This window comes from Mesorhizobium sp. M2C.T.Ca.TU.002.02.1.1, assembly GCF_003997225.1.
Window position 1 is genome coordinate 1 of the sequence record NZ_RZTO01000074.1, and the last position, 13,102, is coordinate 13,102.

Consider the following 13,102-nt stretch of genomic DNA (forward strand, 5'->3'; position numbering starts at 1 on the left):
GGCAGCAGCCGGTAGGCGCCCTCGATTGCACCGGCGGTGCTGACGATATGGTCGAGCCGGCCGATGCGCCGAAACAGCGCGGCGACCTCATCCTCGCGGCCGATGTCGGCCACCGCCGTTTCCAGTGTATCTCGGCGGCCGAGCGCTTCCCGCGCCGCGCTCAGCTTCGCTTCGCCGCGCCCGGCGACGATGACGTGCGCGCCTTCCGCGAGGCAGCGCTTGGCAAGCGCCAGCCCCATACCCGAGCTGCCGCCGACGACCAGGATTCTTTGCTTGTCCATGTCCATGCCTTTCCTCTGCATGGAGAGGGTTTGGCAGGTCGCAGCGCGAAGCGGAAACGGAAGAAACCGATGGCGCCATCGGAAACTCCGATGGCGAGGCCGACGGGCTCGCCGACTGCCAGCTCAGGCTCTGGCGTAAACGGTCGCGAGACCTGGCCGCGCGGGAAATCCGGCTCCTCGCGGTCCTGCGCGAGGAAACCGCAATTTGGGCAGCCTTGACTTGGGCGCTGCCCGTTCCAGATGCACAGTACGGGCTCCGAGTTCATGCATCGCGCGCACTCCTGATCGTCGACGTATTCAGGCTGACGAATGCCCGCCGAAAGGAGACATCTGTGAACAACAAGTCGCTTATCATGCTGGCCACGTCGCTGGTTTCCGGCCTCCTATTCTCGTTCGGCGCAACGCCCATGGCGGCGGCACAAAGTGCCGCAACCAACATAGTGGTCGGCGCCGACACGACCTTCCCGCCATTCGAGACCGAGACGAATGGCGAGGTCACGGGCTTCGACATCGACATGATCAAGGCGATCGCCAAGGCCGAGGACATGACGGTCAGCCTGAAAACGCTGCCGTTCAACGGCATCATCCCAAGCCTGCAGGCCGGCTCGATCGATGCCGCGGTTGCAGGGATAACCATCAAGACCAGCCGCATGCAGAACGTCGATTTCAGCGACGCCTACTATAAATCCGGCTTGTCGGTGCTGGTGAAGAAGGACTCCGGCATCAAGGGCTTCGACGACCTCAAGGGCCATGTGGTCGCCACCAAGAAGGCAACCTCGTCCGTCGACTATCTGACCAGCCACGGCTTCGCGACGGACTATGTGAAACAGTTCCAGAGCATCGATGCCGCCTACCAGGCGCTCGAGACCGGCGGCGCGGACGCGGTCATCTTCGACAATCCCGTCAACGTCAACTTCAAGGCCGGCCACGACAACGTCGAGACCGTCGGACCGCTGCTGACCGGCGAATATTACGGCATCGCCATCAGCAAGCAGAAGCCGGAGCTGGTCGAAAAGATCAATGCCGGCCTGGCCAAGATCAAGCAGAACGGTGAATACCAGAAGCTTTTCGAGAAATATTTTGGAGGCGACACCAGCGGCGTCGTCAATGAGGTGCAAAAACCGGCCTCCGTTGCGATTTCGGGCTGAGGACCGTTCGGATCGACCGAACGGCGGATTCCCTCAGCTTCCCGGCCTGTCCGGCCAGAGGGTGCGCGTGGCTTGAGCCATGCGCTCCGCCGGCGAGGCAGGCGGGAAATAGCATTCCAAGGCACGGTCCATGGGCTCCATCTGGCAAAACCTACCCGTCATCCTCGATGGCCTGCGGCTCACCATCCAGTATTCGATCGTCGCTATCCTCCTGATGGTGGTCATCGGCCTGTTCGCGGCGCTGATGCGCCTGTCGACAATCGCGCCGCTGCGCTGGATCGCCACCGGCTATGTCGAGATTTTCCGATCCACCCCGCTGTTGGTGCAGCTCTTCTTCATCGTGCTCGGCCTGCCGGCGATCCTGCCCGTCAACCAGTGGTTCGGGCAGCTCACCTATCCCATCCTCGCCGCCGCCTTCACGCTCAGCCTCAACGAGGGCGCCTATGTCACCGAGATCATTCGCGCCGGCATCCTCGGCGTCGACCGGGGCCAGAAGGAGGCGGCGCAGTCGATCGCCATGAACGGCTTCCAGACGATGCGCTATATCGTCCTGCCCCAGGCGTTCAAGCGGATGATTCCGCCGCTGGTCAACCAGGCTGCCCAGACGATCAAGGACACCTCGCTGCTGGCGCCGGTCGGCATCGCCGAGCTGGTCTACAAGGGCGAGATCGTGATCGCCGAGACCTTCGCGTCCTTCGCCATCTGGGGGCTGATCGCCGCCCTCTACTTCGTCCTCATCTTCTCGCTGTCGAAGTTCTCGTCCTACCTGGAGAGGAGGCTTCAAGTTGATAAACGTTAAGGACCTTCACAAGTCCTTCGGCCACAACGAGATCCTCAAGGGGATAACCACCCATGTGGAGGAAAAGGAGGTCGTCGTCGTCATCGGCCCGTCGGGAAGCGGCAAAAGCACGTTCCTGCGCTGCCTGAACGGGTTGGAGAAGGCAACCAGCGGCGAGATCGAGATCGCCGGCATGGTGCTGACCGATCCGAAGACGAACATCCACCAGCTGCGCCAGCATGTCGGCATGGTGTTCCAGCAGTTCAACCTGTTCAAGCACCTGACCATTCTGGAGAACGTCACGATCGGCCCGCGCAAGGTCAAGAAGATCCCTGTCGAGGAGGCCAACAGGGTCGCGCGCGAATTGCTGGCCAAGGTCGGCCTCGTCGGCAAGGAACAAAGTTACCCCGACGAGCTTTCCGGCGGCCAGCAGCAGCGCGTGGCGATCGCGCGCTCGCTGGCGATGGGACCGGCGGTCATGCTCTTCGACGAGCCGACCTCCGCGCTCGATCCCGAAATGGTGGGCGAGGTGCTTCAGGTCATGAAGACCCTCGCCGTCGAGGGCATGACGATGGTCGTCGTCACCCATGAGATGGGTTTTGCCCGCGAGGTCGGGCACCGGGTGATCTTCATGGATGACGGCATGATCGTCGAGGAGGGGGCGCCGAAGGCGCTTTTCTCGGATCCGCAAAGGGACCGCACGAAGAGCTTCCTGGCGAAGATCCTGTAGCGCCAGACCGCCGGATTACCCTCCATCGGCCTTGGTGCCGGCTTCTGCTGACAGAAACTGGCAACAGAGGAGGCTACATGGGCCGTGGAATCGGCGAGACTGTCTCCCGGTCAGCAATGCGGCAGAGGTGGCGATGGCCCCGATCAAGGTCGATCCGGACAAGGTGCGCGAGTTCCGCGATGCCGGCAGCTTCTATGCGTGGCTGGCCGAAAACCATGCCGGCGAAAGCGAGGTTTGGATCAAGGTCCACAAGGTCGGTTCGGGGCTGGCATCGGTCACGCCGAAGGAGGCGATCGACGTCGCGCTCTGCTTCGGCTGGATCGACGCGGTGCGCAAGTCGCTCGACGACAAGAGCTTCCTGCAGCGCTACACGCCGCGCGGCAAAAAGAGCATCTGGAGCAAGATCAACATCGACAATGTCGCGCGCCTGATCGAGGAGGGCCGCATGACCGAGCATGGCCTGCGCGAGGTCGAGGCGGCCAAGGCGGACGGCCGCTGGGACCGCGCTTATGCCGGCTCGAAGGAGATGGTCATTCCGCCGGACCTGCAGGCCGCGATTGATGCCGAGCCGAAGGCGAAGGCAATGCTGGAAACGCTTTCTGCCCAGAACCGTTTCGCGCTCGCCTTCCGCACTCACAACATGAAGACCGAGGCGGGGCGCAAGAAGAAGATCGCCGATCTGGTGGCGATGCTGAAGCGCGGCGAGACCCCCCATCCGCAGAAGAAGAAATAACCCAAAAACGCCGCCCGGAAGGGGGCGGCGTTTTCGGGAAGCGATGATCCTGAACCCTTTTTGAAGCGGTTCCGGATCATCCGGTCATAAAGTTCGAAACGCGTCGGTCTTACACGGCCTTCTTCGCAACATGCTTCTTCGCATGGTGCTTGCGCACGTGGTGCTTCTTCACGTGGTGCTTCTTGGCGTGATGCTTCGAGTGCTTCCTCACGTGATGATGCTTGCGAGCATGATGACGGTGATGCTTGCGATGATGCTTCTTGTGCGGGCCGTTGGCGGCCGGCTTGGCGGCATCGGTCGCCGCCGGCTTCGCGGCTTCGGTGGTGGCCGCCGGAGCCGTGGTCGTCGCCGGAGCAGTGGTCGTCGTCGTGGTGGTCTGGGCATTGGCGGCCGGCACCGCGAAAGCGAGCGCGACGGCAAGGCCGAGTGCGGAAAGAAGGGTCTTTTTCATGATCGGCAATCCTTGGGTTAAGATGTCTGTTGTCGCGCGCCACAAATTCGGCTGCTCCGGTACCGCTTATGACAGCCGCTTTTTTCGCGAGTTTTTCCCGACTGTTGAATCTTGTTTCCAGATTGTGTCTGGCGGGCCGGAGGCCGCCAACGCTCAGGCGTCATTCATAAATCCGATCGAACGATGCGTGCGAGCTCTGCGCCCTAATCAACCGGCGCGATCGATGCCATCTTGGTGAGCGACGCAAGGAGCAGCAGCAATGACCAGCAATAGGAATCATTCCGGCAAGGTGGCGCTTGTCACCGGCGGCAACCGCGGCATCGGCTTGGAAACGGCGCGCCAGCTCGCGGAACTCGGCTTCACCGTGCTCATCGGCGCGCGCGACCTCGCCAAGGGCGAGGCGGCGGCGAAGACGCTTGGCGGCCAGGTGGGGGCGATCGCGTTGGATGTCGCCGCGCTGGATGCGGCCGACCGCGCCGCGGCCGAGGTCGAGCGCCGCTTCGGACGGCTCGACGTTTTGGTCAACAACGCCGCCATCCATTACGACCCCTCCGCACGGGCGCTGAGGCCCGACTGGAAGACGATCCGCGAGGCGTTCGAAACCAATGTCTTCGGCGCCTGGCGCGTCGCTGCCGCCTTCGCGCCGTTGCTTGGCGCCTCCGGCCATGGCCGGTTGGTCAACGTCTCGTCGGAAGGCGGCTCGCTCGCTTCGATGGGCGCCGGCGCGCCTGCCTATTCGACCAGCAAGGTGACGCTCAACGCGCTGACCCGCATCCTGGCGGCCGAGCTGCGCGGCGCAGGCGTGCTGGTCAATTCGATCTGCCCCGGCTGGGTCGCGACCGACATGGGCGGCCATGGCGGCCGTCCCGTCGCGCAAGGTGCTGCCGGCATCATCTGGGCCGCGACCTTGCCGGACGAAGGCCCGACAGGCGGCTTTTTTCGCGATGGCAACAAGCTGCCGTGGTGAGCAGGCGGTCTTCGTCAGCCCGCACACGAAGCGAAGCGCTTAGACCCCGGCACGAAAGTCTTCGACGCCAACATGAGCGGCCGCGAGGTGCGGGCAACTTGGTGTTTGAGGCCGGCGAGGGTCACGCTGCTGTGACCGCGCCCATCCATCCGCCATGCTACGAAAATAGCATTCCAGGCCCGCGAAATGTGATGCTAGGTTCGCGCATCCAGGGCGGTGGCACGGTCGGGCAGAGGAGGGCAATCGGGGCGCGAACCCCGCATCTTCCAAGATATCGGACGCAACCATTGAACCATCGCGAGGCCGCCGCGTTTCCTGTGGTTGGCCACCAGGGAGGAACCACCAGTGAAAGCATCCTGTCTCGTCTCGGTCGCGCTGCTCGCGGCGACCGCAATGCCGGCCGCGGCCGGCCAGATTTCCGACGGCAAGGTCAAGATCGGCATCTTGAACGACCAGTCGGGCGTCTATGCCGATTTCGGCGGCAAGTGGTCGGTCGAGGCTGCCAAGATGGCGGTCGAGGATTTCGGCGGCAAGGTGCAGGGCGCGCCGATCGAGATCGTCAGCGCCGACCATCAGAACAAGCCCGACATCGCCTCCAACATCGCGCGCCAGTGGTACGATACCGAGCAGGTCGACGCGATCATGGAGCTCACGACATCCTCCGTGGCCTTGGCCGTCCAAGGGCTTTCCAAGGAAAAGAAGAAGATCGACATCGTCACCGGCGCCGCCGCCACCGACCTCACCGGCAAGCAGTGTTCGCCTTACGGTTTCCACTGGGCCTATGACACGCACTCGCAGGCCGTCGGCACCGGCGGCGAGCTGGTCAAGCAGGGTGGCGACAGCTGGTATTTCATCACCGTCGACTATGCTTTCGGCTATTCGCTGAAGGACCAGACCGCGAAGCTCGTCGAGGCGAGCGGCGGCAAGGTGCTGGGCGAGGTGCGCTATCCGCTCGGCTCCACCGACTATTCCTCCTTCCTGCTCCAGGCGCAGTCCTCCGGCGCCAAGATCGTCGGCCTTGCCAATGCCGGCCTCGACACCTCCAACTCGATCAAGCAGGCGGCCGAGTTCGGCATCGTCGCCGGCGGTCAGCGGTTGGCCGCGCTTCTCTTCACGCTCGCCGAAGTGCATGGGCTTGGCCTGCAGGCGGCGCAGGGCGTGGTGCTGACCGAAGGCTATTACTGGGATCGCGACGACAAGAGTCGCGAATTCGCCCAACGCTTCTTCAAGCGCACCAACCGCATGCCGAACATGATCCAGGCGGGCACCTATTCGGCGGTGACGCAGTATCTCAAGGCCATCGACAAGGCCGGCACCGACGAGACAGAGGCGGTGGCCAAGGAACTGCATGAAATGCCGGTCAACGACGTCTTCACCGCCAACGGCAAGGTGCAGGCCGACGGCTCGATGGTGCACGACATGTATCTCTACCAGGTCAAGAAACCGGAGGAGTCGAAGAAGGACTGGGATTACTACACCTATCTGGCGACCATTCCGGGCGACAAGGCTTTCATGAAGGCCGAGGACAGCGGCTGCCCGCTCGTCACCAAGTGACGCTCGACACAACCACCGCTGTCCGCCCGGACGGCACTGATAAGACGCCGCGGGTGGTGCTTTCCGCCCGCGGTCTGCGGCGCGACTTTGCCGGCTTCGTCGCGGTCAAGGATGTCGACCTCGACGTCCACCACGCCAGGATCCATGCGCTGATCGGCCCGAACGGCGCCGGCAAGACGACCATCTTCAACCTGCTGACCAAATTCCTGCAGCCGACCAGCGGCAGGATCGAATTGCTCGGCACCGACATCACCCGCACGCCGCCGGCAAGAGTGGCGCGCATGGGCCTCGTGTGCTCCTTCCAGATATCGGCGATCTTCCCGCATCTCACCGTGCTGGACAACGTGCGGGTCGCGCTGCAGCGTCCAAGCGGGCTGGGCTACCAGTTCTGGCGTTCGCTCTCCGCGCTCGACCAGCTCACGCCAAGGGCGCGCGAGCTGCTTGCCATCGTCGGGCTGGATGACGCCGCGCATCGCCTGGCCGGCGATCTCTCCTATGGCAGGAAGCGCGTGCTGGAGATCGCCACCACGCTGGCTCTCGATCCGAAAGTGCTTCTGCTCGACGAGCCGATGGCCGGCATGGGGCATGAGGATGTCGGCATGATCTCCGGCATCATCCGCTCGCTGGCGAAAGACCGCGCCGTGCTGATGGTCGAGCACAATCTCACCGTCGTCGCCGATCTCTGCGACTGGATCACCGTCATGCAGCGCGGCCAGGTGCTGGCGGCCGGCGACTATGCCACCGTCAGCCAGGACGAGCGCGTGCGCGTCGCTTATATGGGGACGGAGCATGAAGAGGGTCGGACATGAGTGAGCCGCTGCTTGCCGTGCGCGACCTCCACGCCTGGTATGGCGAGGGCCATGCGCTGCATGGCGTCAACCTCGACGTCATGCGCGGCGAGACCGTGACGCTGCTCGGCCGCAACGGCGTCGGCAAGACGACGACGCTGCGCGCCATCATGGGGCTGATCCGCAAGCGGACGGGAAGCGTCACCTTCAACGGCAAGGAACTGATCGGCCTGCCGCTGCACCGCGTCGCCCATCAAGGCATCGGCTTCGTGCCGGAGGAGCGCGGCATCTTCGCCACGCTGACCGTCGACGAGAATCTCATCCTGCCGCCGGTCGTGGCCAAGGGCGGCATGAGCGTGGAGGAGATCTTCGAGCTCTTCCCCAATTTGAAAGAGCGCCGCAACAGCCAGGGCACGAAGCTTTCCGGCGGCGAGCAGCAGATGCTGGCGATCGCCCGCATTCTTCGGACCGGCGTCGAAGTGCTTCTGCTCGACGAGCCGACGGAAGGGTTGGCGCCGGTCATCGTCCAGCGCATCGGCGACTTGCTGGCGACGCTGAAGAAGCGCGGCATGACCATCCTCTTGGTCGAGCAGAACTTCCGCTTCGCTGCCCGCATTGCCGACCGCTTCTATCTGATGGACCATGGCAAGGTGGTCGAAGGCTTCCCGGTCGGCCAGCTTTCCGCGCATACCGACAAGCTGCACGAGGTGCTGGGAGTATGATCGCGCCATGTTGACGGTCTTCGGCATCCCCCTCCAGGCGCTCCTGGGACAGCTTCTGGTCGGCCTCATCAATGGCTCCTTCTATGCCATGCTCAGCCTGGGCCTCGCCGTCATCTTCGGCCTCTTGCGCATCATCAACTTCGCCCATGGCGCGCTCTATATGCTGGGCGCTTTCATCGGCTACCTGCTGCTGGTGCATCTCGGCATCGGCTACTGGCCGGCGCTGGTCCTTGTGCCGCTGATCGTCGGTCTGTTCGGCATGGCGGTGGAGCGCGTGGCGCTGTCGCACCTCTATCGTCTCGACCCGCTTTACGGCCTGCTCTTCACCTTTGGCCTAGCCTTGGTCATCGAAGGCGTGTTCCGTTACTATTACGGCGTCTCGGGCAATCCCTACGCCGTGCCGACGCTGCTTGCCGGCGGCACCAATCTCGGCTTCATGTTCCTGCCCAATTATCGCGGCTGGGTGGTGGTCGCCTCGCTCATCGTCTGCATCGGCACCTGGCTTTTGATCGAGAAGACCAGGCTCGGCTCCTATCTGCGCGCCGCGACCGAGAACCCGGAACTGGTTCAGGCCTTCGGCGTCAACGTGCCGCTGCTGCTCACGCTCACCTACGGGCTGGGCGCGGCCCTTGCGGGCCTTGCCGGCATTCTCGCCGCGCCAGTCTATCAGGTCAGCCCGCTGATGGGCTCGGACCTGATCATCGTCGTCTTCGCCGTCGTGGTGGTCGGCGGCATGGGCTCGATCCTCGGCGCCATCGTCACCGGCTACATGCTTGGCCTCGCCGAGGGGCTGACCAAGGTTTTCTATCCCGAGGCCTCAAACCTCGTCGTGTTCGTCATCATGGTGGTTGTTCTGCTGTTGCGGCCGGCCGGCCTGTTCGGAAGGGACGCCTGAGATGAGCGAGGCGACCCTTCACGCGGAACGCGCCGCCGCCTCCGTCAGGCTGGAACGGGCGCTGGTGGCACTGGGTATCGTGGCGCTGATCGCAGCGCCCTTCGTCATCTATCCGATCTTCGTCATGAAGATGCTGTGCTTCGCGCTCTTCGCCTGCGCCTTCAACCTGCTGCTCGGCTACACGGGCCTGCTCTCCTTCGGCCACGCCGCCTTCTTCGGCGGTGCCGCCTATTTCTGCGCCTATGCGGTCAAAGCCTGGGGCTGGCCGCCGGAAGCCGGCATCCTGCTCGGCACCGCGGGCGCCGCCTTGATGGGCCTCGTGATGGGCTTCCTCGCCATCCGCCGCCAGGGCATCTATTTCGCCATGATCACGCTGGCGCTGGCGCAGATGTTCTATTTCTTCTGCGTGCAGGCGTCCTTCACCGAAGGCGAGGACGGCATCCAGGGCGTTGCGCGCGGAACGCTTCTCGGAATCGTCGATTTGAACGCGCCGATGGCCATGTACTTCTTCGTGCTCGCGATCTTCCTCATCGGCGTCTTCGCCATCTGGCGCATCGTCAACTCGCCCTTCGGCATGATCCTGCGCTCAATAAGGGAGAACGAGAACCGCGCCATTTCGCTCGGCTATTCGGTCGGCCGCTACAAGCTCGCCGCCTTCGTCATGTCGGCCGCGCTCGCCGGTCTTGCAGGGGCTACGAAGGCGATCGTCTTCCAGTTCGCCACGCTCACCGACGTCACCTGGCAGATGTCGGGCGAGGTGATCCTGATGACGCTGCTCGGCGGCATCGGCACCATGGTCGGCCCGGTGGTGGGAGCGGGCCTCGTCGTGGGGCTGGAGAACACGCTGGCGACGTCCGGCTTCCCGGTGACCATCGCCACCGGCCTGATCTTCATGGTCTGCGTGCTGATCTTCCGGCGCGGGATCGTCGGCGAGATCTATGCCCGGTGGCTGGGGCTGAAGGGCTGAGCGAGTGAGTTCGCGGGGCCCCTCAACTTCGTCATCCACGGGCGGAGCGGGAGCGAAGCGGACGCGTAGACCCGAGGATCCATGCCGTGACGTCGGCCAAAGGATGCAGCGATGGAAGAATGGAATCCTTGAACTCCGTCACCAATAGGCGAATTCTGCATCGTTGCGACGCGTTGAGGTAACGGCACGGATTCTAGTGTCTGCGCGCGTCGCTTCGCCCTGGAATGACGAAGGCGCGAGGCGCCTCACCCCACCGGTACCTCAAGCCCAACCTTCACGCGGTCCATCGCAACAAACGTGCGGAACCGTTTCACATTGTTGTTCTCGAAGAACAGCCGCCTGGTCAGTGCCTCGTAGTCGGCCATGGTGGCCACCGTGACGACGAGGATGAAGTCGGCCTCGCCGGTGACGTAGTAGCATTGCTGCACTTCCGGGACCGCCGCGAAGCCGCGCTTGGCGGCATCGATCAACTCGGCGCGCTCGCTCTCCACCTCGACCTCGACGAATATGGTGATCGGGTGGCCGACCTTGGCCGGATCGACCAGCGCGACATTGGCGCGGATGACGCCCGTCTCCTCCATGCGCTTGATGCGTCGCTGCACGGCTGGCGCCGAGAGGTTCACCGCCTCGCCGACGGCGCGTTGCGGCGTGGCGTTGTCCTTCTGCAGGATGGCGAGGATGGCACGGTCGAAGGCGTCGAGGTCGGGCGAAATAGACATGGCAGTGTTCCAAACGAAACAAACTTGCATTTCAAGGGCCGAAACAGAGCGCCTTTCTCGCCTGGCTTGCAATAAATTTCAGCCATCAAGACGGAGAAACCCATGTTCCTGCTCAACCGCCACCCCGACCATCGCCAGCCGCTGACCGAGGAAGACGCCGCGACGCTTGGGCTCGCCGGCGCCGAGGAGGCCGGGCGCTTCCTTGCCGCGCGCGACAACCATGCCGAGACGCCGCTTCATGCCTTGCCCTCGCTGGCGGCCGAACTCGGCATCGGTGCGCTCCACATCAAGGACGAGGGCAAGCGCCTCGGCCTCGGCAGCTTCAAGGCCCTGGGCGGCGCCTATGCCGTGATGCATCTGGTCCTGGAGGAGGCCGGCAGGCGGCTCGGCCACGCCGTCGCGGTCGAGGACCTGCGCAAGCCTGAGGTGAAGGCGATCGCCGCGCAAATGACCTTCGCCTGCGCGACCGACGGCAACCATGGACGCTCGGTGGCGCAGGGCGCCGGCCTTGTCGGCGCGCGCTCGGTCATCTTCGTCCATTCGGGCGTCAGCAACGAACGCGTGGCGGCCATCGCCCGCTTCGGCGCCGAGATGGTGCGCGTCGCCGGCGATTACGACCAGTCGGTCAGGGAAGCCGCCCGCGTCGCCGCCGAGCGCGGCTGGACCGTCGTCTCCGACACATCCTGGCCGGGTTACGAACGCATCCCGGGACTGGTGATGCAGGGCTACACCGTGATCGTGCGCGAAGCGCTGAAACGCTTGCCTGAGCCGCCCACCCATGTCTTCCTGCAGGCCGGCGTCGGTGGCTTCGCCGCGGCGGTGGCCGGCCATCTCGCCATTGCGCTCGGCGACGCGAGGCCGACTGTGACCGTGGTCGAACCGGCGCGGGCGGCCTGCGTCTATGAGACGGCCAAGGCCGGACGTCCGGTGACGATCGCGCACAGCAAGCCGACGGTGATGGCGATGCTCGAATGCTACGAGCCGTCGCTGGTCGCCTGGCGCGTGTTGTCGCGGATTGGCGATGCTTTCATGACCGTGGACGAGGAAGATGCCGTCTCGGTGATGAACCGCCTGGCGCGGCCTTCGGGCAATGATCCGGCGATCGTCTCGGGCGAGAGCGGCGGGGCCGGGCTCGCCGGGCTGATCCGCGCCGCCGGCGATAACAAGATGCGCGCTGCGCTCGGCCTCGACGCCAATTCGCGCGTGCTCATCATCAACTCCGAAGGCGCGACGGATCCTGGCCGATATGCCGAACTGGTCGGCATGGCGCCGGACGAGGTCGCAAACGCGAGACTGCCGGCATGAGCAATCTGACCATCAACGCCGACCGGCTTCTGGGCCGCATCCAGGAACTCGGCGGAATCGGCCGCGACGCGCAGGGCAGGCTGGTCCGTGTCGCCGCCTCCGACATGGACAGGCTCGGCCGCGACCGCCTCGTCGGCTGGCTGGAGGAGGCTGGGCTTGAGGTCGCCATCGACCGCATCGGCAACATCTTCGGCATCTGGAAGGATGGCGCCAACGAAAGCCAGTCGCCGGTCATGCTCGGCTCGCATATCGATACGGTGATCGACGCCGGCATTTATGACGGCTGCTATGGCGTGCTTGCCGGCCTCGAAGCGATCGAGAGCCTGAAGGAGGCCGGCTTCGCGCCGGCCCGTCCGCTCGTGGTCGCCGCCTTCACCAATGAGGAGGGGGTGCGCTTTTCGCCCGACATGATGGGCTCGCTGGTCTTTGCCGGCGGCCGCGACCTCGAGGAAGCGCTGGCCTCGGTCGGCACCGACGGCACGGTGCTGGGCAAGGAGCTCGAGCGCATCGGCTATGCCGGCAAGCACGAGCCCGGTTTCCTCAAACCGCACGCCTATGTCGAATTGCATGTCGAGCAGGGGCCGGTGCTTGAGCGCGAAGGCATCGCCGTCGGCGCGGTCGAAAACCTGCAGGGCATTTCCTGGCAGCGCATCACGATCGACGGGGAGGCCAACCATGCCGGCACCACGCCCATGTCGATGCGCCGGGATGCCGGCGTCGCCGCGGCGCAGGTGATCGGCTTCCTCGCCGACCGGGCCAGCGCTTCGTCGACGCGCACCGTCGCCACTGTTGGCACCATGGCCTTCGAGCCCAACGCCATCAACGTCATCCCGTCGCGGGCGACCTTCACCATCGACCTTCGCGACCCCGACGAGATGCACCTTCGCGAGATGGAAGCGGCGCTCGTCGCCATCCTCGACAAGTTGGCCGCAAGCGCCGGCGTCACCGTCCACGCCGAAAGCCTGGCGCGTTTCGAGCCGGTGACCTTCGATGCCCGCATCGTCTCGCTGATCGAGGATGGCGCCAGGGCCGCCGGCCTTTCGTGCCGGCGCATGACCTCGGGC

The 13,102-nt window shown here is 64.6% G+C and carries 14 protein-coding genes; 11 read left to right on the plus strand and 3 right to left on the minus strand.

What is annotated here, in order from left to right; all coding sequences use genetic code 11:
* Positions 1–287 (minus strand): SDR family NAD(P)-dependent oxidoreductase (locus EOD07_RS06305; protein ID WP_127234396.1); only part of this gene is annotated, 287 nt, incomplete at its 3' end.
* Between the two features lie 326 nt (positions 288–613).
* On the opposite strand from EOD07_RS06305, the gene EOD07_RS06310 reads away from it, so the two are divergent.
* The 4 genes from EOD07_RS06310 (at position 614) to EOD07_RS06325 (ending at position 3,670) form a co-directional block, all read left to right on the plus strand.
* Entirely contained in the window at positions 614–1,429 is an 816-nt protein-coding gene (locus EOD07_RS06310; protein WP_206519427.1) for a transporter substrate-binding domain-containing protein, read from the plus strand.
* A 130-nt stretch (positions 1,430–1,559) separates the two neighbouring features.
* Positions 1,560–2,228 (plus strand): amino acid ABC transporter permease, encoded by a 669-nt coding sequence (locus EOD07_RS06315; protein WP_040980680.1) that lies wholly within the window; start codon positions 1,560–1,562, stop codon positions 2,226–2,228.
* Positions 2,215–2,937, plus strand: a complete 723-nt coding sequence (locus EOD07_RS06320; protein WP_127234397.1) for an amino acid ABC transporter ATP-binding protein — start codon at positions 2,215–2,217, stop codon at positions 2,935–2,937. The genes EOD07_RS06315 and EOD07_RS06320 overlap by 14 nt, the downstream gene beginning before the upstream one ends.
* A gap of 133 nt (positions 2,938–3,070) precedes the next feature.
* The gene (locus EOD07_RS06325) at positions 3,071–3,670 is read left to right on the plus strand and encodes a YdeI/OmpD-associated family protein (protein ID WP_127234398.1); all 600 of its coding nucleotides are present in this window, start codon (positions 3,071–3,073) and stop codon (positions 3,668–3,670) included.
* Positions 3,671–3,779: 109 nt separating this feature from the next.
* On the opposite strand, the gene EOD07_RS06330 is transcribed toward EOD07_RS06325, so the two are convergent.
* Complete coding sequence (locus EOD07_RS06330) at positions 3,780–4,121, minus strand: hypothetical protein (protein ID WP_127234399.1); 342 nt, start codon at positions 4,119–4,121, stop codon at positions 3,780–3,782.
* Between the two features lie 259 nt (positions 4,122–4,380).
* Here EOD07_RS06330 and EOD07_RS06335 point away from each other — a divergent pair, with 259 nt between their 5' ends.
* From EOD07_RS06335 to EOD07_RS06360, 5 genes are all read left to right on the plus strand, one after another.
* A complete protein-coding gene (locus EOD07_RS06335; RefSeq protein WP_127234400.1) occupies positions 4,381–5,088 on the plus strand; it encodes an SDR family NAD(P)-dependent oxidoreductase in 708 nt (235 codons plus the stop codon).
* Positions 5,089–5,433: 345 nt separating this feature from the next.
* The gene (locus EOD07_RS06340) at positions 5,434–6,642 is read left to right on the plus strand and encodes an ABC transporter substrate-binding protein (protein WP_127234401.1); all 1,209 of its coding nucleotides are present in this window, start codon (positions 5,434–5,436) and stop codon (positions 6,640–6,642) included.
* Positions 6,639–7,451 carry an ABC transporter ATP-binding protein gene (locus tag EOD07_RS06345; RefSeq protein WP_127234402.1) on the plus strand — a complete coding sequence of 271 codons (813 nt, stop codon included), beginning with the start codon at positions 6,639–6,641 and terminating at the stop codon, positions 7,449–7,451. The genes EOD07_RS06340 and EOD07_RS06345 overlap by 4 nt, the downstream gene beginning before the upstream one ends.
* Before the next feature lie 708 nt (positions 7,452–8,159).
* Positions 8,160–9,047 (plus strand): branched-chain amino acid ABC transporter permease, encoded by an 888-nt coding sequence (locus tag EOD07_RS06355; RefSeq protein WP_127234403.1) that lies wholly within the window; start codon positions 8,160–8,162, stop codon positions 9,045–9,047.
* A gap of 1 nt (position 9,048) precedes the next feature.
* Entirely contained in the window at positions 9,049–10,014 is a 966-nt protein-coding gene (locus EOD07_RS06360; protein ID WP_127234404.1) for a branched-chain amino acid ABC transporter permease, read from the plus strand.
* A 245-nt stretch (positions 10,015–10,259) separates the two neighbouring features.
* On the opposite strand, the gene EOD07_RS06365 is transcribed toward EOD07_RS06360, so the two are convergent.
* Positions 10,260–10,733, minus strand: coding sequence for an Lrp/AsnC family transcriptional regulator (locus EOD07_RS06365; RefSeq protein WP_127234405.1), 474 nt, complete (start codon positions 10,731–10,733; stop codon positions 10,260–10,262).
* A 102-nt stretch (positions 10,734–10,835) separates the two neighbouring features.
* Here EOD07_RS06365 and EOD07_RS06370 point away from each other — a divergent pair, with 102 nt between their 5' ends.
* Together EOD07_RS06370 and EOD07_RS06375 are read left to right on the plus strand one after the other, a co-directional pair.
* Positions 10,836–12,038 (plus strand): diaminopropionate ammonia-lyase, encoded by a 1,203-nt coding sequence (locus EOD07_RS06370; RefSeq protein ID WP_127234406.1) that lies wholly within the window; start codon positions 10,836–10,838, stop codon positions 12,036–12,038.
* Positions 12,035–13,102, plus strand: a 1,068-nt coding sequence (locus EOD07_RS06375; protein WP_164772091.1) for a Zn-dependent hydrolase, incomplete at its 3' end; no start/stop codon positions are given. The genes EOD07_RS06370 and EOD07_RS06375, both read left to right, overlap by 4 nt.

Bases quoted from the DNA above. Each gene is read 5' to 3' on its own strand.
- EOD07_RS06315 (WP_040980680.1), top strand. From the start codon at position 1,560: ATGGGCTCCATCTGGCAAAACCTACCCGTCATCCTCGATGGCCTGCGG.
- EOD07_RS06325 (WP_127234398.1), top strand. From the start codon at position 3,071: ATGGCCCCGATCAAGGTCGATCCGGACAAGGTGCGCGAGTTCCGCGAT.
- EOD07_RS06330 (WP_127234399.1), bottom strand. From the start codon at position 4,121: ATGAAAAAGACCCTTCTTTCCGCACTCGGCCTTGCCGTCGCGCTCGCT.
- EOD07_RS06335 (WP_127234400.1), top strand. From the start codon at position 4,381: ATGACCAGCAATAGGAATCATTCCGGCAAGGTGGCGCTTGTCACCGGC.
- EOD07_RS06355 (WP_127234403.1), top strand. From the start codon at position 8,160: ATGTTGACGGTCTTCGGCATCCCCCTCCAGGCGCTCCTGGGACAGCTT.
- EOD07_RS06360 (WP_127234404.1), top strand. From the start codon at position 9,049: ATGAGCGAGGCGACCCTTCACGCGGAACGCGCCGCCGCCTCCGTCAGG.
- EOD07_RS06365 (WP_127234405.1), bottom strand. From the start codon at position 10,733: ATGTCTATTTCGCCCGACCTCGACGCCTTCGACCGTGCCATCCTCGCC.
- EOD07_RS06370 (WP_127234406.1), top strand. From the start codon at position 10,836: ATGTTCCTGCTCAACCGCCACCCCGACCATCGCCAGCCGCTGACCGAG.